This window comes from Aquamicrobium sp. NLF2-7 (assembly GCF_022359935.1).
Classification (GTDB): domain Bacteria; phylum Pseudomonadota; class Alphaproteobacteria; order Rhizobiales; family Rhizobiaceae; genus Mesorhizobium; species Mesorhizobium lusatiense.
In genome coordinates this window covers 3,322,506-3,342,089 of sequence record NZ_JAKSED010000001.1, presented here as the reverse complement: position 1 = coordinate 3,342,089, position 19,584 = coordinate 3,322,506, and the positions used below count along the sequence as shown (strand labels likewise).

Annotated in this window: 19 protein-coding genes and 1 tRNA gene; 3 read left to right on the top strand and 17 right to left on the bottom strand. The window is 59.5% G+C overall.

Annotated elements, in window-relative coordinates:
* Positions 1 to 56 precede the first annotated feature (56 nt).
* Positions 57 to 401 carry a VOC family protein gene (locus MIC97_RS16390; protein ID WP_239800898.1) on the top strand — a complete coding sequence of 115 codons (345 nt, stop codon included), beginning with the start codon at positions 57 to 59 and terminating at the stop codon, positions 399 to 401.
* A gap of 290 nt (positions 402 to 691) precedes the next feature.
* Positions 692 to 766 (top strand) — tRNA-Gln (locus MIC97_RS16385).
* 40 nt (positions 767 to 806) lie between these two features.
* Here MIC97_RS16385 and MIC97_RS16380 read toward each other — a convergent pair.
* Positions 807 to 2,054, bottom strand: a complete 1,248-nt coding sequence (locus MIC97_RS16380) for a glycosyltransferase family 4 protein (protein WP_239800897.1) — start codon at positions 2,052 to 2,054, stop codon at positions 807 to 809.
* Positions 2,055 to 2,101: 47 nt separating this feature from the next.
* Here MIC97_RS16380 and MIC97_RS16375 point away from each other — a divergent pair, with 47 nt between their 5' ends.
* On the top strand, positions 2,102 to 3,040 hold the full coding sequence (locus MIC97_RS16375) for an NAD-dependent epimerase/dehydratase family protein (RefSeq protein WP_239800896.1): 939 nt from the start codon (positions 2,102 to 2,104) through the stop codon (positions 3,038 to 3,040).
* Here the strand turns inward: MIC97_RS16375 and MIC97_RS16370 are convergent.
* The 16 genes from MIC97_RS16370 to pseC form a co-directional block, all read right to left on the bottom strand.
* The gene (locus MIC97_RS16370) at positions 3,027 to 3,599 is read right to left on the bottom strand and encodes a sugar transferase (protein ID WP_239800895.1); all 573 of its coding nucleotides are present in this window, start codon (positions 3,597 to 3,599) and stop codon (positions 3,027 to 3,029) included. The two genes, MIC97_RS16375 and MIC97_RS16370, sit on opposite strands and share 14 nt — an antisense overlap.
* Before the next feature lie 14 nt (positions 3,600 to 3,613).
* Complete coding sequence (gene wecB, locus MIC97_RS16365) at positions 3,614 to 4,762, bottom strand: UDP-N-acetylglucosamine 2-epimerase (non-hydrolyzing) (RefSeq protein ID WP_239801174.1); 1,149 nt, start codon at positions 4,760 to 4,762, stop codon at positions 3,614 to 3,616.
* Positions 4,763 to 4,766: 4 nt separating this feature from the next.
* Positions 4,767 to 5,906, bottom strand: a complete 1,140-nt coding sequence (locus MIC97_RS16360; RefSeq protein WP_239800894.1) for an NAD-dependent epimerase/dehydratase family protein — start codon at positions 5,904 to 5,906, stop codon at positions 4,767 to 4,769.
* Positions 5,888 to 6,916 (bottom strand): polysaccharide biosynthesis protein, encoded by a 1,029-nt coding sequence (locus MIC97_RS16355; RefSeq protein ID WP_239800893.1) that lies wholly within the window; start codon positions 6,914 to 6,916, stop codon positions 5,888 to 5,890. Before MIC97_RS16355 ends, MIC97_RS16360 begins: the two co-directional genes overlap by 19 nt.
* Positions 6,917 to 7,100: 184 nt before the next feature.
* Positions 7,101 to 8,459 carry a DUF2793 domain-containing protein gene (locus tag MIC97_RS16350; RefSeq protein ID WP_239800892.1) on the bottom strand — a complete coding sequence of 453 codons (1,359 nt, stop codon included), beginning with the start codon at positions 8,457 to 8,459 and terminating at the stop codon, positions 7,101 to 7,103.
* A 116-nt stretch (positions 8,460 to 8,575) separates the two neighbouring features.
* A complete protein-coding gene (locus MIC97_RS16345; RefSeq protein WP_239800891.1) occupies positions 8,576 to 9,643 on the bottom strand; it encodes a glycosyltransferase in 1,068 nt (355 codons plus the stop codon).
* A gap of 41 nt (positions 9,644 to 9,684) precedes the next feature.
* Positions 9,685 to 11,067, bottom strand: coding sequence for a DUF6418 domain-containing protein (locus MIC97_RS25245; protein ID WP_239800890.1), 1,383 nt, complete (start codon positions 11,065 to 11,067; stop codon positions 9,685 to 9,687).
* A gap of 7 nt (positions 11,068 to 11,074) precedes the next feature.
* Positions 11,075 to 12,529, bottom strand: coding sequence for a hypothetical protein (locus tag MIC97_RS16335; RefSeq protein WP_239800889.1), 1,455 nt, complete (start codon positions 12,527 to 12,529; stop codon positions 11,075 to 11,077).
* Entirely contained in the window at positions 12,526 to 13,587 is a 1,062-nt protein-coding gene (gene pseI, locus MIC97_RS16330; protein WP_239800888.1) for a pseudaminic acid synthase, read from the bottom strand. The genes MIC97_RS16335 and pseI overlap by 4 nt, the downstream gene beginning before the upstream one ends.
* On the bottom strand, positions 13,584 to 14,111 hold the full coding sequence (pseH, locus tag MIC97_RS16325) for a UDP-4-amino-4,6-dideoxy-N-acetyl-beta-L-altrosamine N-acetyltransferase (protein ID WP_239800887.1): 528 nt from the start codon (positions 14,109 to 14,111) through the stop codon (positions 13,584 to 13,586). The genes pseI and pseH overlap by 4 nt, the downstream gene beginning before the upstream one ends.
* Before the next feature lies 1 nt (position 14,112).
* Complete coding sequence (gene pseG / locus MIC97_RS16320; RefSeq protein ID WP_239800886.1) at positions 14,113 to 15,204, bottom strand: UDP-2,4-diacetamido-2,4,6-trideoxy-beta-L-altropyranose hydrolase; 1,092 nt, start codon at positions 15,202 to 15,204, stop codon at positions 14,113 to 14,115.
* Positions 15,201 to 15,917 carry an acylneuraminate cytidylyltransferase family protein gene (locus MIC97_RS16315; RefSeq protein WP_239800885.1) on the bottom strand — a complete coding sequence of 239 codons (717 nt, stop codon included), beginning with the start codon at positions 15,915 to 15,917 and terminating at the stop codon, positions 15,201 to 15,203. Before MIC97_RS16315 ends, pseG begins: the two co-directional genes overlap by 4 nt.
* A complete protein-coding gene (locus MIC97_RS16310; RefSeq protein WP_239800884.1) occupies positions 15,914 to 16,672 on the bottom strand; it encodes an SDR family oxidoreductase in 759 nt (252 codons plus the stop codon). The genes MIC97_RS16315 and MIC97_RS16310 overlap by 4 nt, the downstream gene beginning before the upstream one ends.
* Complete coding sequence (locus tag MIC97_RS16305; protein ID WP_239800883.1) at positions 16,669 to 17,568, bottom strand: Gfo/Idh/MocA family oxidoreductase; 900 nt, start codon at positions 17,566 to 17,568, stop codon at positions 16,669 to 16,671. The genes MIC97_RS16310 and MIC97_RS16305 overlap by 4 nt, the downstream gene beginning before the upstream one ends.
* Positions 17,565 to 18,407, bottom strand: a complete 843-nt coding sequence (locus MIC97_RS16300) for an aldo/keto reductase (protein ID WP_239800882.1) — start codon at positions 18,405 to 18,407, stop codon at positions 17,565 to 17,567. The genes MIC97_RS16305 and MIC97_RS16300 overlap by 4 nt, the downstream gene beginning before the upstream one ends.
* Complete coding sequence (gene pseC / locus MIC97_RS16295; protein ID WP_239800881.1) at positions 18,404 to 19,564, bottom strand: UDP-4-amino-4,6-dideoxy-N-acetyl-beta-L-altrosamine transaminase; 1,161 nt, start codon at positions 19,562 to 19,564, stop codon at positions 18,404 to 18,406. Before pseC ends, MIC97_RS16300 begins: the two co-directional genes overlap by 4 nt.
* Positions 19,565 to 19,584: the final 20 nt, after the last annotated feature.

The window sequence follows — 19,584 nt, the reverse complement described above, 5'->3', positions numbered from 1 at the left end:
CCTCTTGCCTCAAAATCCAAAGAGGGTTAGAACATAAAGTGAACATGGAGGCGGCAATGAAAAAGACAGGCAAGCTCGACTATCTGGAAATGCCTGCGACCGGAGGGACGCTGGACAGCGTGAAAGCCTTTTACAGCGCCGCCTTCTCGTGGTCGTTCACTGACTATGGCCCTGCCTATTCGGCCTTCAGCGAGGGGCTCGACGGCGGTTTTTACACCGACACAAGCGAGGCATCGTCCAAGCCGCTGCCAGTGCTTTACAGTGAAAATCTCGAAGAGACGCTGGAGGCTGTCGTTTCCGCCGGCGGCCGAGTCGTGAGGCCGATCTTCTCGTTTCCGGGCGGGCGCCGTTTTCATTTCACCGATCCGGCGGGAAATGAACTGGCGGTCTGGAGCGAGTAGCGCACGTTCCAGAGGGATTGCGCTGATTGCGGTCTGCAGGGCAGAGCCCGGCTTTACGCGGCCGCACATGCCCTTTTGGAAAACCTGTTCCGCTATCGACAGGCGCGCTCCGGTGCAGCTCCGACAGAAATGGAAAGCGTCCTCGTGGCTGGAATTACGTCAGAACGAAAGGGGCGGAGCGTTTCTGCGAATTGGAGAAAAGCAGAAATGATCTAATCGCAATATGACGGATTGTGCTTTTGATCGTCACTGCCTATAAGGCCGCTCTGTCCGGTCAAGGACGTTTCAGTTGGGGCGTCGCCAAGTGGTAAGGCATCGGTTTTTGGTACCGACATTCCCAGGTTCGAATCCTGGCGCCCCAGCCATCATCTGACTTTTCTGATTTCAACCGCCTTCTGGTCCGGGTCAAAGATCCGGTTTTTTCCTGCGGCGGGACGACAGGGCGGCTTGCTGAAGGGTCGTTTCCAGAACGTCGTAGACTTTCTCCGCAGCATAATTGTCATCGAAAAAGCGGCGGGCATTGGCTGCGTGCGAAGCGAGCCGTTCCGGTCCGGCATCCATCAGCACCGCGATCGCGCCGGCCAGTGCTTCCGGCTGGCTGGCCGGAACCGCAACGCCCGCGCCCGATTCATTGACGATGCGGGCGCCCTCGCCGTTGAGCGAGGCGACGATCGGCTTTCCGCACGCCAGATAGCTTTGCGTCTTGTAGGGCACGGTCAGTGCGAATATCGGAATGTCCTTCAGGCTGACCAGCATCGCATCGGCATGGGCGAAAAACTTCGGCATATCCTCTTCCGGGTGGCGTCCGAGAAAATGCATTCTCTCCTCCAGCCCGTTCTCCGCCACGAGCCTCCTGACGCGCTCCTCATCTCGGCCGCTTCCGACGATGACCCAATGCAGGTCCGTACGTTCGCGCAGCAATGCCGCGGCGGCCACAAGCGTATCGAAATCCTGGCTTTCGCCGATGTTTCCGGCAAACATCAGCCGGAAACCGTCCTGCGGCACCAGCCGCTCATGCTCCGGGGCATCCTCGGGCCTCAACGGACGATAAAAATCGGGAGCGGTGTTCGGAAGGAATCGAATGCGATCTGGAGGAACGCCGAACCTCGTGATCATGTCGTGGAAAGCAGCGCTCTGCACCATGACGATATCGGCACGGCGGTAAAGCCAGCCGCAAACCGCGTTCAGCAGGCCGACCACGAAGCGGTTATGAAGGCCCAGCGTATATGTCGCGCTTTCCGGCCAGATGTCCTGGACCCAGTAGACAAGTCCACATCCAGTCTTCCATTTTTGCATAATACCCGGCAGCACCATAAAGACAGGAGACAACTGGCTGACGAAAATGACATCCGGTCGTTTCCTTGCGAACAGAATCTTGATGCTTGCAGCGACCGGAAAGGTGATGTAGTTGGCGAACAGGGATAAAGAGCCCTTTCGGCGAGGTATGGTCCATACCCGATGAATGAGGATGTTGCCCCATTTCTCCTTCTTCCTAGCTCGGTTCGAGTACCCCTCGAAAAAATATCCAGACGGATAATTGGGAACTGCAGTATATACTTCTACTTCATTACCCCTATCTACAAGATTTTCAGATATTTTGTTATTTGAAACTTGCTCTGGAAAAAAATACTGAGATATAAATAGTATTTTCATAATTAAATTCCAAAAAGTCCTGACAACAGACCAATACGAAGCAGGGAATGGCCATGGCGAAGTGCAAAATCCTTCTGTCCGGTGCCACAGGGTTTATTGGGCAGCGACTGGCTGCACATCTGCTTGCGGCGGGCTATCACATCTCAGCACTCTACCGCAATGAAAGATCAAACCTCGCACCAGGCATCTCCTGGGTTAGAGTGCGAGACTTGGCAACGGACGCTCCTGACCCCGATATAGGGCGCGGCATCGACATCTTCATCCACCTCGCGGCCACTGTGCGCCCGTCATCCGGGGACCCTTCGGGCCAGGAATCGCAAACAGCAGCTATCGCCCGGAACGTATCACGCTTCGTTGCGGACGCCGGCATACCTCGTGTCCTGGTGCTCAGTTCAATCGCGGCTAGTATCGCCGAACACGATCCGGCTCGCGCGCGCCGCTACGGCACTGAAAAACTCATTGCCGACAGGATTTTCCTCCAAAATTCCAGAAAGGGGCGTCAGGTCGTCATCCTTCGCCCCCCAGCGGTCTACGGGAAGGGTATGCAAAACAGCATTGCCACACTAGCTCGTATGATAGGCAAGGGACTGCCGCTTCCTCTCGGCTCTGCCACCGAGCCTCGCTACTACATATCCGTTCATAACCTCTGTGATCTTATGGAAGCGATCGTCGGCAGCAGCAAAGAGCGCTGGGCCAGTGCGGCGGGACGCGTTTTCGAGCCGTCCGATGGTCAGGCCATAGCCACACGTGATCTGATTGGTATGATGGGCGACGCCATGGGCCGCCATGCTGTGTTGTTGCCAGTCCCCACGGCCTTGCTGCGCGCTCTGGGCAAAATGACTGGCCGCTCCGAGCTGATCGGCGGAGCCATTGACCGCCTCGATGTAGCTCCGCTCGGGGAGCTTGAAACGGCTTTCGGATGGCGGCCCGTCGAGCGGATGCCGGAGAGCCTGGGCTTCCTGCGTGACGAGGTCAGGCGCTCCTGACGGCATCGCCACTGCCGCCGCCCGTGGCAGTGCGCACGATGTAGCGCAGATCGTCCATGAAACGGATTTGCGCCGCATAGCGGGCATCCGCTTCCGCCAGTTCGACGGGCGTCGACATGTCGATGCCGGCAAGCTGGGCGGGGCCGGTGATGCCCGGACGCACTTCATAGACGCCCCGCTTGTCCCGTTCGGCCACCAGAACGTCCTGGCTCGGCAGGCACGGGCGCGGGCCGACAAAGCTCATGTCGCCCCTCAGCACATTGACCAGTTGGGGCAGTTCGTCGAGCTTTGTCCGGCGCAGAAGGCGCCCGATACGCGTGATCTGCGCCGTCGAGATTTCGTGGCTTGCCCGGTCGCCGGTGCCCGTCGACATGGTGCGCAGCTTGTAGAGGGTAAACGGCCGACGGTTGTAGCCGACCCGAACCTGCCTGAAAACGGCCGGAGCGGCATCCTCGCGCCTGATGAGGACGATACAGACGAGGCAAAGCACAAGCGCCGGCAATGCGAGCACGAGCGCCAGTGTGATGTCCATCAGGCGCTTGCCATAATCAGCGTACATGCCGGGGGCCCCTGTCAGTTCAGATCGTTCACGCGAATGCCGTCCCACGCATTGGAAAGCTTCGCGGTGCCGAGGATCAGGTTCACCACACGTTCGGAGGTATTGTCGATGCAGTAGTCGGCCGGAACCGGGTGCGGCCGGCCGGCCGCATTTCGCTCGGCAAACAACCGCGTCACCGCGTCGACGCCGCTCAGGATGGTGTCGCGGTCCAGTCCCGTCATCACGATACAGCCCACATCCAGTGCTTCCGGGCGCTCGATCGCATCGCGCGGCGTGATGGCGGGAAAGCCAAGGATGGAGGCTTCCTCCGCGATCGTGCCACTGTCGGATATGGCGCAAAAGGCGCTCATCTGGAGGCGGTTGTAGTCATGAAACCCGAAAGGTTTCATGAACTGCACACGCGGATCAAGTGCTGCCGCTCCCAGTGCATCGAGCCGCTTGCGCGTGCGCGGATGGGTGGAGACGATCACCGGCATGTCATATCGCCCGGCCAGCGCGCCAAGCGTTTCGACCAGAGCCGAAAGACGCGCGCTGGAATCCACATTCTCCTCGCGGTGTAGCGAGACGATGAAATAGCCCTGCGGCTTCAGGTCAAGGCGCTCAAGAACGTCCGAGCCCTCGATGCGGCCGCGATAGTGCTCCAGAACCTCACGCATGGGAGAGCCGGTGAGATAGATGCGGCGGTGGGCGATGCCTTCCGACAGCAGATGGCGACGCGCATGTTCCGTGTAAACGAGATTGAAATCGGAGATGTGGTCGACCATCTTGCGGTTGGTCTCTTCCGGCACATTGCGGTCGAACGACCTGTTGCCGGCCTCCATATGATAGACGGGAACCTTCAGGCGCCGCGCCATGATCGCCGAGATGGCCGAGTTGGTATCGCCCAGAATGACCACGGCATCAGGTCGTTCCGCCTTGATCACCCGTTCGCTTTCAGTGAGGATCTTGCCCAGCGTCTCGCCGAGCGTTCCGCCGCCCGTCCCGAGGAAATGATCGGGACGGCGCACGCCAAGATCCTCGAAGAAGACTTCGTTCAGCTCGAAATCGTAGTTCTGTCCGGTATGAACTATCCGGTGATCGCAGTGCTGGTCGAGCCGCGCCATCACGCGCGACAGACGGATGATCTCGGGGCGCGTCCCGAGTATGGTCATCACCTTGAGCATCATCTTACCTCAGAACAGGGTCGGCATAAGTATCCGGCGAAGCAGGGTCGAAGACCTCATTCGTCCAGAACAAGGTGAGCATCGGTCTGCTGCCGACATTCTCTATGCTGTGCGTGTGAAGGGTCGGCATGTCCACAACCGCCGGAGTATCGCCGCTCACACGGTACTCCCAGACTGTGTCGTCCAGAACCCGGCGGATGCGTATGATGGCTTCGCCTTCCAGCACCAGAAACCGCTCGATCTTGGAAAGATGGAAGTGGTTGCCGCGTGTTGCGCCGGGCTCGGTCCAACTCAGGAAGGTCTGCCCGCCGCCACCGCCCTTCACCGCTTCGAAAAGTGTTCCGCGCGCGTCGCTGTTGAGCTTCAGCGGTCGGGGAAAGCCATCCGGATAGAGCGCTGCGCGGTAGCTGTTGAAGAGAGCGACCTCAAACGCATCGTCAAGATCGGAAAAAACATTGGCGCCATAGGAGGCGTGGTAGTTTTCTATCCGCGCGAGCAGTTCGGCGACCGTCATGGGACGCGGCTCGGGGCGCAGCGTGCCGGCAGCACCATCGAGCCCCGCGTCGATTGCCGCCTGCGCGGCTGCTCCGGCGTGCAGGAGTTGCACCCTGCCCTGCGGATCGACCTGCGGAGTCTCGCCCGAGATCACCTGTTCGATGAAAGTGGCGGTGACGTTGTTGTAGCGCGGCCTGGCGCATTCGCCGAAGATGTGCGGCAGTACCAGATCGGTGTAGCGGGACGAGAAGGCAGCCAGTATCTCGCCCGCCCTTTTCTTCCCGCGGCCATAGGGCGTGTCTGATGCCGCATGTGTCGAATTGGCGTAAACGATATGGGGGCTTGCACCGGCCTCCCGGCAGCCCTGCACCAGCGTCTCGGCGATCGCTGCGTTGCCCTTTTCGACCTCCTGCTCGGATGCCCGGTTGACGCCCGCGAAATGCAACACCGCATCGGCGCCCGTCACGGCATCGCGCAGGACGGCTGGGTCATCAAACCCGTGATGATCGAGCGCCACGACATCGAAAGGACGGGGCTCATTGCGGAAGGCGGCCGTGCAGTTGGCCGCATGGAGACGCGCCGAGGCATGCCACCCCAGAAGCCCCGTTGCACCGGTGACGACAATGCGCCTCACGCGCTCTTTTTCCATGTAGCGAGCTCAGCCTGAACCTCTGGAAGCGTCATCAACAGGGCTTTTACCTGCTCTACATTGAGGCGCTCGGTGTTGTGCGAATGGTAGTCCTCGTGGCGCACCGTCTCGTCCTCGCCTTCGGTGAAGTAGGCCTGATAGTTGAGGTCGCGGCCATCCATGCGGATGCGATAATAGTCGCCCATATCCTCGCTCTGACCAAGCTCCTGGGCGGTTGCCAGCGTCTCGTAGAGCTTTTCGCCATGGCGCCAGCCGATGTGCTCGACCGGGTGATCCGGCACACCAAACAGTTCGGCAAGCGCCTGCACGAGATCTGCTATAGTGGCGGCGGAGGCCTTGCGGATGAAAAGATCGCCCTGACGCGCATGGGTGAAGGCATGATGCACCAGCGCGACTGAATCGCGCAACGGCATGAGGAAGCGCGTCATGGCCGGCTCGGTCACGGTAACGGGCTGTCCGGCCTTGATCTGCCGGATAAAAAGCGGGATCACCGAGCCGCGCGAATACATGACATTGCCGTAGCGCACGAGCGACACGGTGGTGTCCGCATCCGGTCCGATGGCGCGGGCGAGCGCGGCCGCAATCTTCTCCATCATAGCCTTGGAGATACCCATTGCGTTGACCGGCATCACCGCCTTGTCGGTGGACAGGCAGACGACCGAGCGCACGCCGGCAGCCACCGCGGAATGGACCACGTTGTCTGAGCCCAGTATGTTGGTGCGCACCGCCTCCAGCGGAAAGAACTCGCAGGATGGGACCTGCTTGAGTGCTGCAGCATGGAAGACGCGGCTGACACCGGCCATCGCCCTGTCAACGCTGCCCCGGTCGCGGATGTCGCCGACATAGAAACGGACATTGCCGCTGCGCAGGCTGTTGCGCAGCGCGTCCTGCTTTTCCTCGTCACGGCTGAAGACGCGGATCTCGCCGCAGCCCCGCTGCAACAGGTCCTGCAGCATGGTCTTGCCGAACGAACCTGTGCCGCCGGTGATGAGAACGCATTCGTTTTTCATTCTGTCGCTTTCCGCTGCGCTGCTTTTCCGTCCAGCCCGTGCGTCATGGTATAGTCGAATGAGTTGTGAAAGGTAAAGCTGCTCTGCGGCCGCCCCACGGCCGCAAAGCGTGAATATTTCCCGCGGGCCGCCGCGTTCCAGTCCGCACCAACGGCCCATCGCGGCGGTGATCGTCGCAACGACGTCATGGCAGCCAGCTGTTTATGCCCACAACGATGCCAACATTGTCGTCCACCTCGGTAATGCCGGGGATAAGCGCCGGGCAGGCCAGCAGATAGCGATGCCCCGCCCCGCGCGCGTAGAGCATCAACGGGCGCGGAATGTAACCGTAGCTGGAGTAGGGCAACTCTTCGTCCTGCAAGGTCATGGAGACCCATCCGTCCTCCGGCGCGATGACCTGGTGCGCCTGGCTCCTGCTGCCATTGCGAACGAACGTCTGGCCGGCACCTTCCCTGATCCACGCCACAGGTGCATCGAGCGCGCGGACATACATATGGAACGTCTGCGAAGGCAGACGCGGCTTCTGTCCGAAATAGGTGCTTATGTAATAGATGTTTCCGTCGATCGGGGTGCTCGCAGTCGTAGTCCCCGACCCCATAGTCATCTGTGCAACGTAGAACTCCGGACCATAACGACGGCGGCCGGAGTCGCGGATAGTATCGACAAGGTCTTTGACTGCCGCCGGCAGCGCGCCTGCCGTGCCGCCGTAGTCGGTATTGTTGTGGATGAACTTTCCGCCGTCGGCCGCCGTCGTGCCATTTGAAATCGTAAGATAGGACGGAAAGGAGAAAGCGCCTATGGCGAGATCCTTGGCGCTGTTGCCCGCGAAACGGCCGCTGTCTGGCAGAAGATTGAAGACCGCATCCCTGAGCGTATTGGTGTATGGCAGGGTAACTCTACCGCTCTGACGGTCGATCCTGAGCGCCTCCTTCCAGGCCGACCCATCGGTGCTTACCTTGATCGTCAGGTCATCTCCGCCGACCAGCCCGATCTCTGCCCGGCCGGACCAGTTCGACTGCATCAGCAGCGACAGCACATTGGCCGCGCCTTCCTTGTTCATGGTATAGCGCAGGTCGCCGTTGCCGCCGTCGCCCGCCGGCCGCGCCGTCCACAGCGCCTTGTTGAGCCGGGCGGAAAAGGGATTGGCGGCATCCGCCTCGGTGCCGACGCCAAGCAGGGCGAGATTCTGCAGCGGCGGAAGCTCGGCTGTCACTTTCTGCCACGCCGCCCCGGTCCAGCTAACCAGCGCATGCTCATCCAGCACCCATGCAATCCAGCCTTCCTTCGGCACAAGGAAGCGCCAGCCGCCATCACGCCACACGGCGATCGCGCCGTCCCGCTCTGCCCACTCGCCGTCAGCGCCGGGCGGGACGATCCAGCGCGCGCCCTCCTGCGGTTCGGGCGGAGCAGAGGCGAGGGTACGTCCCCCCACCGCGCATTGAACGAGCGCATCAAGCAACTCCAGCGCCTCATTGTGCGTGACATGCTTCTGCGCCTGACTGGGCATGATGTAGGGTAGGTCGAGATTCGTGGTATTTTCCATCTGGCTATCCTCGGGCTGAGTGTTCGGCCCGAGTATGAGCGAATCATGATGGGTGTGGATAAACTGGATCCGTAATGTGGGTCCGGGATGGCAGTTGTTTGCACTGTTGAAGGAAACTATGTCTTTCCTATCAACAGCTCCAGATATCTGTTAGCGCGCTCCGCTGGAGAGGAGAAGGAAACCGCGTGTTCGCGGGCCGCGCGCAGGGTTCTCGGGTCAAGTCTCCTCCCTCTCCCAAGAACTCCGGCGATGCGGTCAGCCGCCGTTTCAGGCACCAGCGGATCGAAGTAATGAGCGTGGCTCCCACAGACATCGACGTTGAAGGGCCGGTCGGAGGCGAAAATCGGTGTCTCCATCGCCATGGCCTCCAGCGGCGTGGCGGAAAAGCACTCCAGCAGAGATGGGAAGACTACGCCGTCGAGCGCCCGGTAGAACGAAGGACATTGCGCCACCGTCAAGGGGCCTACATTGATGCATACCTTGCGGAACTCCGCGGAACAGGCTCGCCATTCCTCCTCGGTGAAGGTCACATAAAAACGCGCATGAAGACCATGCCTGGCTTCCAGCGCACTTGCGATCTCAGGAAAAATCCCGGTGTTCTTGTGCATGTGGTTACGGCCGACGAAACCGAGCCGCAGGTCGCAATCGGCCTGCGGCATGTCGACCGCTTGCCAGAGGGCTTCGTTCAGATAGAGTGAGGATAGGCAGTTGCGCACGACGTGAATTCGCTCGGGCGGAATGCCCAGTTCCCGGACAAGCCCTTCCTTCACATGGTCCAGCTCGACCACCAGCACGTCGGCACGCCTGAAGAACTGCGCCTGAATCCAGAATTTCAGCCGGGTTTTCAGCCGCTGCACAACAGATAGACGATCATAGCATTCGTTTCGCGGATAGATAATCCAGGCTTGGGCAAATCCGACAATACTGCGAAACGGAGGCGACCAGCGATAGAGCGGGCCGAAGATGGTGAGGACGCTGTCGAAACCGTCCATCCTGCGCCACGCGGCGCGGTTCCACGCGTCGAAACCGCGAATGTCCATTGTTTCTGGACGAAGGTGCCCGGCCGAGCGCAAGAGGCCTGTGTCGAGGTTGCGCTCCACGGCCGAGGAAACGAGGACCGTCAACGGGACTTCGACATCGCCCCGCGCCGCCATCTCGGAGATGACCGAAGCCCCGACCTGCACCCCCCCGCCCGTATGCAGGTTCGAGGCGTTAACAAGGTGCTTCAAGCCGTTGCTCCCAGGCTCCGTGTGCCGCTGGTTTTTTCGGTTGGTCCACCGTTCCTGACGAAGGCAATGCGAAAGGTGATGATGAGCGCGAGTGTGAGGATCAGCCCGCGGAGCGGTCCCAAACTCGACGCAAACCATATAAGCGTAAGCGAAAACTGTGCCTTGAAGAGCAAAAAGCCGTAAATAGGTTTTCCGCTCGCGAAGGTCGCAACCATCTTTCTCTGGGCGAAGCCTAGAATGAAGGTGACTGTAACGTGAAGCAGTAGCGACGCAATCATTCCGAAAGTCAGGATCGAAATAGCGGGCATGAAGCCAGTGAGCGCGTTTCCGCTATCGGCATAGTGGTTGTAGAGTCCTGCAGGAAGGTATCTTTGCGTAATGTAGTCTATGCCGCTTGCAAATGAGCCGCAGCCGAAATAGCAGTCGAGTTGCTGCGGCAGCAGGCCTAGAGCACCTGGCTCGTCAAAGACGCTCCAGAGCAATTGGGCTTGCAGGGCGGCGCGCGTGAAGACAAAGGATATATCCTTTTCATCCAGAAGGTAAGAGGCAGCGGTGTATGCCAGAATGGCGGCCATTGCGACTGCGACCGTAGCGATGTATTTCGGCCCAAATCGGAAACCGGGCAGTACTCCGGGTAGGAGCAATAGCCATGTGTTCAAGAAGATGATGAAAGCGCTGAACTTTTGCCCTAGAACGAAAATCGCGGTCAAGACATAGCCCATCACGACGAGGGCTGGCAAAAGCATGCTCCGACCCGACCTGCGCTGCCACAGGAAGTAGAAGGCGGCGAAGAAGAAGGACTGGTTCACCAGGCTCGGCAGGAGGGAGGTGCCAGATGGCGCCATCGTTTGCCAGAAGGTTACGCGATCGACACCACGAAGGAGCGGGCCGCCGGTCCTCACGAAGACATAGGCCGCGATCGCCAGCGTAGCTCCGACGACGAGGAGCAGGATCAAGCGGCCGGCGCCCGATGGCGGCCGTAGCACGCCCGGGCCAAGCCGAACGCGGCCTCCGCATTCGTAGCCGACACGGGTCATCTCCAACCCGGCTACGAAGTAGATCATCATGATCCAGAAGAAACCGTTCTGCGTGCCGTACTGGTTGATTTCGATCATATGCGTCCCGCCGGAGATAATTGCGGCGCTGACCAGCATGCCGAGCGAATAGTAGACCTGGTAGAAACTTGTAAGCAGGACCGTGCTGCGATCGCGGAGGAACATCCAAAGATACCAGACGAGCAGCACGAAACCGAGGATATGGTTCCAGTTCGCCCAGTCTCCGCCGTAGGCGCGTTCGACGACATAGGCCCCTGCCGACAGAGCGAGCAGAAAAAAGCCGAGCAGTGGCCGTCCCGATCTATGTCGCCTGGTTCCTTTCACGGTCCCTTCAACCTGCTTGCCGCGTGCCGGAGAAATAACCGGCGCCTGTCATCTGCTGATGAACGTGCCCGGCGAGCCGGGCGGCTTCCTCCGCCCCCTGCATGAGGTTGAGCGTTCCCGGAAGGGTCGCGCGATGATAGGCGCAGACGAAATCGTTGTTGTAAGCGTCATCCCAATCGACCTCCCGCGCGAGGCCGTCGATCAGGATGTCGCGCAACGCCGCCGGATTCTCGACTCTCCTAACGCCTTGGTGGAATTCGTAGAAAACACGGCCGTAGAGAAAAACCCGCTTCCTCAGGAGAAGCGCCTCGTAACCCACCGTGCTCGTCAGGGTGATGACGGCGGCGGACATCTTGATCAACTGCTTCGTCGGTTCCTCCGGGGCGAGAATCCTGACATTCGGAAGTCGCCGGGTGCGTCGATAAAAATCCAGCGATGGGAAGGCCCAAGCACTGACATGGTCCTTTACATAGAGGCGAACGCCCTCGGGAAGACTGAAAGCGATGTTTCGAATGACTTCATATTCATCGAGATAAGCGCCAGCGAGGATCGAGGTGGACGACTCCGGATGGAAGTGCAGAGGATAGAGTAAAAATCTCTCCCCTTGCACCGGCTTCTGGTAAAATTTCCTAACGCTTCCACTTCTCAACCGACGCCCGACATTGCGCAGAAACAGATTGGCATGGGTGCGCAGCGGGTTGCCAATCTGGAAGTTGCCTGTGCGGCTGTCCGCGCTGTGGCGCAGGAGCGAGACTATCTTGTCGAGCCGGTCCCGGCGGAAATAGCGCCCGAACAGCGCCAGGTGGTCCAGCCTGTTGATCTTCATGTAGTCCGGGACGACCGTTTCTATCCCGGCGATATAGTCCGTGGCCCAATCACGCAGTTCCTCGTCCACGGTGATTTGCCCACTGCGGATCGCCGCGAAATCGCTTGCGATCGTTTCATCCTCGATCGGGTCGGACGTGAGCTGGAACCGTCCGGGCAGGCGCGTTCCGGCAAGGCCGCAGTAGGTTATGTTCTTTCGTTGCGCTACGAAAAGGGCGAAATGCGCGAAGGCATTGGATACGTTCTCATAAATAACCAAGTCTGTTCCGTGCTGTTCGAATATACCCTCGAAAAAGGTGAGCAGAGCGCTTTTCAGCCTGTCGAAATAGTCGAGGTCAGCACCATCGCCCCAAATTCGATAGACTTCGGCCCGCTCAAAATCAGACAAAAGAGCGGCATTCAGAGCAAAGTCCGAGTAGCGAGCGAGGATTTCGGAATCTGTCCTATGCGTGGCAAAGAACGCCGCAAATTCGTGAATCCTGGCGAATTCCAGATCGTCAAGCCGGTTTTCCTCGCGCGAGAATGCGCTATCGGCAGCTACCGCCACCTTGGCCCCATCGCGTGCTAGCAATCTCACCAGAGCATTGAAGAAATGATGGTAGTTCGGCGCGCTGTTCGAGAGCAGCAGAATATTCATACTTCCTGCATCCTCTCGAGCAATTCCATGCTGACCGGCGTGCAGGCTTCCACGTTTCGCGTCACGGTGCAGCCTATCACCTTCTCGAGATATTTCGGCGCCAGTCCGTAGCCCGGGCGCACGCTGCGCACGGCGTCGGGAGTAATGATCTCCCCGGCCTTCAGGTCCCTGACGAAATATAGCGAGCGGCGGAACTGGACATTGCCCTGCTCGCTCGATTTGCGCCCGTAGTCGACACGGCCGAGCGCTTCCCAGGCGGTCCTGGAGCCGGTGCACAACGCGGCCATCTCCGCCGGCTCCAGCGAGAAGCTGTCGTCGGGTCCGCCGCCGTTGCGGTCGAGCGTGAAATGCTTCTCGATGATCGAGGCGCCCAGCGCTACTGCGGCGATGGCCGTGGTGTTGTCGAGCGTATGGTCCGACAGGCCGGTGATCAGGCCAAAGCGTTCGATCATGTCGGGAATGGTGCGCAATTTGTAGTCCGCGGGCGGGGCGGGATATCCGGAAACGCAGTGCAGGATGGCCAGTTCGCGGCAACCGCCTTCTCGGGCAGCCTCAATGGCTTCGGCGATTTCCTCTTCATCGGCCATGCCCGTGGAAATGATCATCGGCTTTCCGGTCGCAGCGGCATAGCGGATCAGCGGCAGGTCCACTGCCTCGAACGAAGCGATCTTGTAGGCCGGTGCGCCGAGGTCTTCGAGCAGGTCGATCGCCGTGGTGTCGAAGGGCGAAGAGAAAATTGTGATATCGAGCTTGCGCGCATGCTCGAAAAGGGGCGCATGCCATTCCCAGGGCATATGCGCTTCCGCGTAGAGGTCGTAGAGCGTGCGCCCATCCCACAAACCGCCCTCGATCCTGAATTCCTTCCTGTCACTGTCGAGCGTGATGGTATCGGGCCGGTACGTCTGCACCTTGACCGCATCGGCGCCCGCCTTCTTCGCTTCACCGATGATGCGCAATGCCGTGTCGAGGCGGCCGTTGTGATTGGCCGACAGTTCGGCGATCACATAAGGAGGATGGGATGGCCCGATGGCGCGACCGGCGATTTCGAGTGTCGTCACGTTGGTTCTCCAAATCTTTCAGTCGGCCGCCATTCGGCTCTCAAAAGGCCGAAACAAACAAGAGAATGATATAAGCCATCAATAAGATACTGATCGCGCAGCATTCCTTCTCGGATGAAACCGAGAGAGGCATGTAGCGCAATGGAAGCCTGGTTGGAAGCAATGGCCTGACCACAGACTTTATGAAGCTCCAATATGTCGAAACCGTGAGAAAGCGCCACCGTTCCAAGCTTGCGCCCTGTGCCCTTTGGAGCCCCCGGGCGTGCATAAAAACCCCAGTCCGAAATGCCACCCCGGCCAACATTGGCGAACTGCACGTAACCGAGAGGCTCTGTTCGTTCCTCAACGATCAGCAACCGCCGGGTCTCGTCCTTGCTGGCGCGTGCGAACCAGTCCCGGTGCTCTTCCCGGGTGATTTCGTGCCGGGTCAACATGAAATCGCGAATGGACGGATGATTTCGCCAGCCTAGCAGCATCGGCAGATCATCTTCAGTCACAGCGCGCAAAGTGCAGTTTCCGGTCATGTCATGTCACCAAATGGTGCCGAACACGCTTGGCGCCATCCCCGTCTGTAACGCCTGAGGCCGCCAGGCTCATTGCCTGAAGCAATTCCGACAAGCCTCCCGACGATAGCTTGCCCTGCAACGGAGTCACGACTTGCCTCGCATCAGCGGCGATGACAGCAGCCCCTGCCTCCTGCAATGCTGCGGCGAGGCAGCGCTGATTTTCCGCGAGCACCAGTTGAATAGTAGGCAGGGCGAGGCAGCAGCGTTCCCAGGATGTGCTGCCGGCAGCGCCTATGGCGAGGTCGGCTTCAAGCATCAGGCGGGCCATGTCGTCGACGCCCGCCAGCACACGGGTTGGCCGGGACATCGTTTCGGCCTGCGAGCGCACCTGCGCCAACCAGGGCGCATGCGGGCCCAGCACCACGGTTATACGCAAGTCTGAAGGAAGGTCGCAGCATTGCAGCGCCGTCAGAACCGCGCCTGTTGCGTTGTCCTTGTCGACGCCGCCCATCGTGATTAGCAGATTCTTCAATTGCGGATGCCGGCGTCGTGCCAGGCTTTCAGCGCGAAGGGCCGCAAATTCGGGACGCAGCAGCGCATAGTGCGGGCCGATCAGCATTTGCGCCCCCGACGGCAGCAGGCCGCTGTAGTCCTCCGCACGCCGGCCAAGATTCTGATCGAGAAGCAGATCGCAGTCATGCGGACGGTCCGCGAGATCGTCGATCACCATAAGACGGCGAACACTCGAGCGCATCGTCCGCTGCCAGCGTCTGTCCAGGGCATAGTGGTCCGCAACGAGCCAGTCCACGCTTCTGCCCGCCAAAGCTTCCAGGCAGTCTTGACCATCGGTCATCCAATCCGTGCCCAGCCAATGCGCATGGGCAGGCAGCGACTGATCGGGCGCTGTTGATGTCGCAGCATCCCGCGCGGGGAGAGCTATCGCCCTGTGGCCGCGCGCGGCAACCAGCTCAAGCAGATGTCCGTCATGAGGCCGGCACAGGAAAAGACACTCCGCTCCGTCCTCGCAAAGCGCGTCCGCCAGCGTGAGGCAGCGCATGACGTGACCGGTACCTATCTGCACCGAAGCATCGGCGCGGAAGGCGGCTCTCACGCCCCCTCCGTTCCAGAACGGTCGGCAGCAGCGATATGCGCCAACGCCTCAGCCATATAGAAATCATGCCAATCATCGATATCGATCGCGTTATGGACTGGCATTGGGCACAACACATGGCCGGGTCCATAGAAGGTTCTGTGTAACCTTAGTTCCGACGTATCAGCGATCCAGATTGCACCTGTAGGGCAATACAGCCGGTCAAGGTCCTGCGAGCGGGACATACGCGCATCGGGAAAGAGCCAGTCAGGCTTCCCGTTCGACGCTATGCGCGCCGCCCACCAAGGGTTCATCCAACCGAATTCGAAGGCGCTGATCTGAAACCTGTGCGCGCCGCCTTGAAACATCTCCCACGCGGCTCGAATCTCTTCAGCGCGGCGCAACGGACAATTAGGCATTAACTGTGCGACGGTGTCAAACTTGATATCGTAATGCATTTCGGCCTGTCCTAGAGCGGTAATAATCGCATCGCTGACCGGGCTTTGATCGTCGGCGTTAGTCTTGCGTAGAAAAGGCACCTCGGCACCCTCTGCACGGCTTACCGCAGCAATTTCTGGATCGTCGGTGGACACCAGCACACGGTGAAATACTCCACTTTCCAGCGCTGCACGGATTGTCCAGACAATCATCGGCTGACCGCGAAATGGGACTATGTTTTTCCGAGGGATCCGTTTGGACCCACCGCGAGCGGGAATGATCGCGATACTACTCACCACACACTCCACCCGCCATCCGCCATCAGGACATGACCCGTTACTGCAGAACTGGCTGTTTCATCGAGGAGAAACGCTACAGGTCCACCCGCATCCTTCTCTGTCAGCATTCGTCCCAGTGGCGACAGCCGACCGTAGCGCTCTTGGAATACCGCATCCGTGCGTCCTACGAATCCCCCATAGGCCACGCAATTTACACGCACGCGCGGCGCGAGGCGAATTGCCAATTCACGTGTCATATGATGCAGAGCTGCCTTGGCCACACCGTATTGAAGAGGGCTGCGGCTCAGATCGCCGTTATACAGTGCAGGATTTGGCCCTACCTCGCCATATTGTGAACCAATGGTGACGACGGCGCGTATATCGTGATGCGGATCGCGCACCAGTGACATCAGAATGCGATAGGGACCGACGACATCAATCGCGAATTCATCTACAAAGGGCTGTATCTCCGTTAGACCGCCTTCACCTGTTACCAATGTGTCTATCGACCGCGCATTACTGACCACATGGGTTATCGTCACGCCCATATCCGTTACACGGCGACCCATTGTCTCTAAGCTATCCACACATAGTAGGTCGAGATCGGCAGCGTGGACGACGGCCCCTACCTCTCGTAGTTCCTCGGCCAGGGGCGCGCAGCGCCCCGCCTCGCGCGAGGTAAGCACCAATTCCCAGCCCAAAGGAGCTAGGTGGCGAGCGATCGCACTACCTAGCTTTCCCGTCGCGCCAGTTATCAGTACCGTTCTAGTCATTCTATCCCCATCTCGATGATCTGAACCGCGCGGCGGTTGAACGCCTCCGGCAACCGCGAATACCCCTCACGCACACCGGTCACGAATTCCATTAGCGCCAATTTGAAAGCCCGGAAGCTATCTGAGAAGGTCAGCGTGATTTCACCTTCATCGCCAACCACGCGCAGCAACAGCGGCGAAAGCACATCGCTCCCCACTGCCGTCAGGTGCACATCCGGTCCGCCTTGCGGCCAGCGTAACGCCAAGAACCGACCATCGGTTCCGACCGGCCCTGAAAACAACCTCTCTGGCATTGCCTCGTATCCCAACATGGCCAGAACCGGATCGACCAAGTGCATGGCGTAGGTCGTCCAGTACTTCGGCGTCATGCCTTGGATCAGCCGAATCTGCCCAATGCGCTCCGCGGTTTCCGCGTCCAGTTGCATTTCCGGGGCAAAGCGCAGCGCCGAGCAACTGAATATTTGGCCTGGTCGAGTCTGCAATGCGTGAAGCTCGTCGAACTCAACCTCGGACAGCGCAACCGGTTTGTCGATATACACTGGAACTCCCGCGCGCAGGAATGCTTCTACCAATGGTCGATGATTCTGCGCATCGTCGCGCGCCAATAATAGCGCGTCAATCCCGCCTATCATCTCCTCGGGCCGGGCGACCACCGTATCGATCAGGGCCGCCCTTGCGACACGATCAGAGACCGCCCTGTCCTGTGTCCACACATGCGTCACGCGAACCCCGGGAATCCGGTCTTCAGGCCAGTTGCGACGGGCCAGATACTCGGGGATAACAGGAAAGCCACAATCAGCCATCGCTGCGGGATCATAGCCGTTGCAGATTGCCGACCACGAATACGGATGCCCGTTTCCGGGCGACAATCCCAAGATACCCAGTCGAAGTGTCATATATCATTCTTCCAGTAACGGGGATCGGTTAGCTCCGGCGTCACCCCGGGGAAATCCCCGAGATCCGTGCACACTACCCCCGCCGCAAAGACCAGTTCGTCCAACTGTGCGAGGTTATCTGCGCCAACAACCACGCGATGGATGTACGGACTATGCAGCAGCGGAGCAAGCGCCGCCTCCTGTTGCGTCAGCCCGCGAACTGCAGCACGTGCGCGAAAGGTGTCCAGCGTATCACGCCAAGGCCTGAACTGATCGGGCAATCGCTCGGGATTGGACAGGAGAAAACCTTGCAGAAAGGCTGATCGCACATGGACTTCGACGGTGTGGGGAAGCCCCCCGTTGCGAAACCAGGGTGTAAGCACGTTGGCCGGAAGTTGCACGAGAGTTAGAGGATAGCGGGCACACAGCGCTTGCGCCTCATCAAAACCATAGGCCGATACACCGAATCGTTCGACACGCCCGTCGGCAACCAATTGCTCAAGTGCGGCCAGAACGCCAGGAAGCTCTATATCGCGCGATGAGTGCAGGAGATAGCCTGCAAGCCAATTCGTGCCCAGCGCAGCACAGGAGGCATCAAAATTCGCCAGCAACTCCACGGCAGGGTTCTTCGCATAGTCAAGCCTGGGGCATTTTGTAACGATCCGAAAGCGATCCGCAGCTTTCTCTTTTCCAAGGACTGCTTCGGATTCTCCATATGCACGGGCCGTGTCGAGAAGATCTATGCCTGCAATTCTGGCATAATCGAGCATCGCCGAAACCTCGGGCCGCGCAACCTGCCTTCCGGCGCCGAAGGCTCCGTAGTCAAGCCCAAATTGCACAGTTCCGAGTGCAAGTTTCATCTCCCAACGGCCTCTCGCAGGACTTCGATGACGAAATCCTGCTCAGCGTCAGTCAGTGTCGGGTGCATCGGAATGCTGATCGACTCGCGGTAATATTGCTCAGCCTGCGGATAGTCGCCCGGCCGGAATCCCATCTTCTGATAGTGGGGCTGGGTATGCACAGGGATATAGTGCAGATTGACCATGATGTCGCGAGCGCGGAACGCCTCGAATACCTCAAGATGCGTGGCGCGTATCCTGTCAAGCCGGAGGCGGATCACATAGAGGTGCCAGGCCGAGTAGCTGTCGGGATGTTGCCACGGCAGGGTCAACGGCATGTCAGCCATCAACCGATCATAACGCGCTGCTATCTCATGACGGCGTAAAACGTATTCGGGCATGCGGTTTATCTGGCTCACACCGAGAGCGGCCTGAATATCCGTCATGCGGTAGTTATAGCCGAGCGTGACCTGCTGGTAATACCAAGGCCCGTCCATCCCCTGGGTCATGAGAGCCGGATCGCGGGTGATACCGTGGCTGCGCAGCAGGCCAAGGCGGGTGGCCAGTTCATCATCATTCGTCAGAGCCATTCCGCCTTCGGCCGTGGTGATGATCTTCACCGGGTGGAAGCTGAAGACGGTAATGTCGCTGTAACGACAGTTACCGATCGGTTCGCCCTTGTAACGACCGCCGATGGCGTGTGAGGCATCCTCGATGATGCGGAACCCGTATTTTTGACCAAGCGCATGTATGGCCGCCATGTCGCAGGGCTGGCCGGAGAGGTGCACCGGCACGACGATCTTCGGCAGGCGCCCGTCCTTTTCGGCCTGAACGAGTTTCTCCTCCAGTGCCTGTGGGCACAGGTTGTAAGTGCGGGAATCGATATCGACGAAATCGACCTGAGCGCCACAGTAGAGCGCACAATTGGCCGAAGCGACGAAGGTATTGGGTGTGGTCCACAACCAGTCGCCGGGGCCAAGGTCGAGTGCGAGGCAGGCGATGTGAAGTGCTGAGGTGGCGCTGTTGACGGCGACAGCGTGCCGGGCACCTGCATGCGCCTGCACCGCCTGCTCAAACTGAGGGATATTCGGTCCCTGAGTGAGGTTGACGGACTTCAGCACACGGATAACCGCGTCGATGTCATCCTGCACAATATCCTGCTGTCCATATCGAATCATGTGGGACGAACCATTCTGAA

Excerpts from the sequence above, each read along its gene's own strand:
- MIC97_RS16390 (WP_239800898.1), top strand. The coding sequence starts at position 57 with ATGAAAAAGACAGGCAAGCTCGACTATCTGGAAATGCCTGCGACCGGA.
- MIC97_RS16380 (WP_239800897.1), bottom strand. The coding sequence starts at position 2,054 with ATGAAAATACTATTTATATCTCAGTATTTTTTTCCAGAGCAAGTTTCA.
- MIC97_RS16375 (WP_239800896.1), top strand. The coding sequence starts at position 2,102 with ATGGCCATGGCGAAGTGCAAAATCCTTCTGTCCGGTGCCACAGGGTTT.
- MIC97_RS16370 (WP_239800895.1), bottom strand. The coding sequence starts at position 3,599 with ATGTACGCTGATTATGGCAAGCGCCTGATGGACATCACACTGGCGCTC.
- wecB (WP_239801174.1), bottom strand. The coding sequence starts at position 4,762 with ATGCTCAAGGTGATGACCATACTCGGGACGCGCCCCGAGATCATCCGT.
- MIC97_RS16360 (WP_239800894.1), bottom strand. The coding sequence starts at position 5,906 with ATGGAAAAAGAGCGCGTGAGGCGCATTGTCGTCACCGGTGCAACGGGG.
- MIC97_RS16355 (WP_239800893.1), bottom strand. The coding sequence starts at position 6,916 with ATGAAAAACGAATGCGTTCTCATCACCGGCGGCACAGGTTCGTTCGGC.
- MIC97_RS16350 (WP_239800892.1), bottom strand. The coding sequence starts at position 8,459 with ATGGAAAATACCACGAATCTCGACCTACCCTACATCATGCCCAGTCAG.
- MIC97_RS16335 (WP_239800889.1), bottom strand. The coding sequence starts at position 12,529 with ATGAATATTCTGCTGCTCTCGAACAGCGCGCCGAACTACCATCATTTC.
- pseH (WP_239800887.1), bottom strand. The coding sequence starts at position 14,111 with ATGACCGGAAACTGCACTTTGCGCGCTGTGACTGAAGATGATCTGCCG.
- MIC97_RS16310 (WP_239800884.1), bottom strand. The coding sequence starts at position 16,672 with ATGACTAGAACGGTACTGATAACTGGCGCGACGGGAAAGCTAGGTAGT.
- MIC97_RS16305 (WP_239800883.1), bottom strand. The coding sequence starts at position 17,568 with ATGACACTTCGACTGGGTATCTTGGGATTGTCGCCCGGAAACGGGCAT.
- MIC97_RS16300 (WP_239800882.1), bottom strand. The coding sequence starts at position 18,407 with ATGAAACTTGCACTCGGAACTGTGCAATTTGGGCTTGACTACGGAGCC.
- pseC (WP_239800881.1), bottom strand. The coding sequence starts at position 19,564 with ATGATTCGATATGGACAGCAGGATATTGTGCAGGATGACATCGACGCG.